The 470-nt window shown below is 43.6% G+C and carries 1 protein-coding gene; it reads right to left on the reverse strand.

The genetic code is table 11. The annotated features are described in order from the left end of the window. A partial coding sequence (locus HC176_RS16350; protein ID WP_245234932.1) for a competence/damage-inducible protein A occupies positions 1-315 on the reverse strand: 315 nt, incomplete at its 3' end. Between the last annotated feature and the right edge of the window lie 155 nt (positions 316-470).

Consider the following 470-nt stretch of genomic DNA (forward strand, 5'->3'; position numbering starts at 1 on the left):
TTTTTCAAAAAGCTCCTCTACATGCTTAAGCACAGCCTCATTGAGCACCAGCTTATCCTCAAAATATTCGGTCAAAGTGTACTTGGTGACGTCATCCTTCGTGGGGCCAAGCCCTCCGGTGAGGATTACTACATCTGCCCTTTCTGAAGCTTCTTTAAGGGAATTACGAATATGGTCCTTATCATCCTGCACAGAGGTGATCTGGTAGACCGAAATACCGATAAGGTTCAGCTCTTTTGCAATAAAAGCCGAATTGGAATCCACGATCTGTCCAATGAGGATCTCATCGCCAATGGTGATAATTTCTGCAATCATTACAGGTCGAAATCTTCTTTGAGTTCTGTTTCTGCTTTTTTGTATTTATCGGTGATGATACGGGCAGCTTCATGAACTTCAGACTTGTCTTTACCAGACTTTGACCACTCTTCGATGATCCTTATCTGCGGCATAAGCTCCAGGCCGAACATTTG

It is taken from the genome of Tamlana crocina (assembly GCF_012037625.1).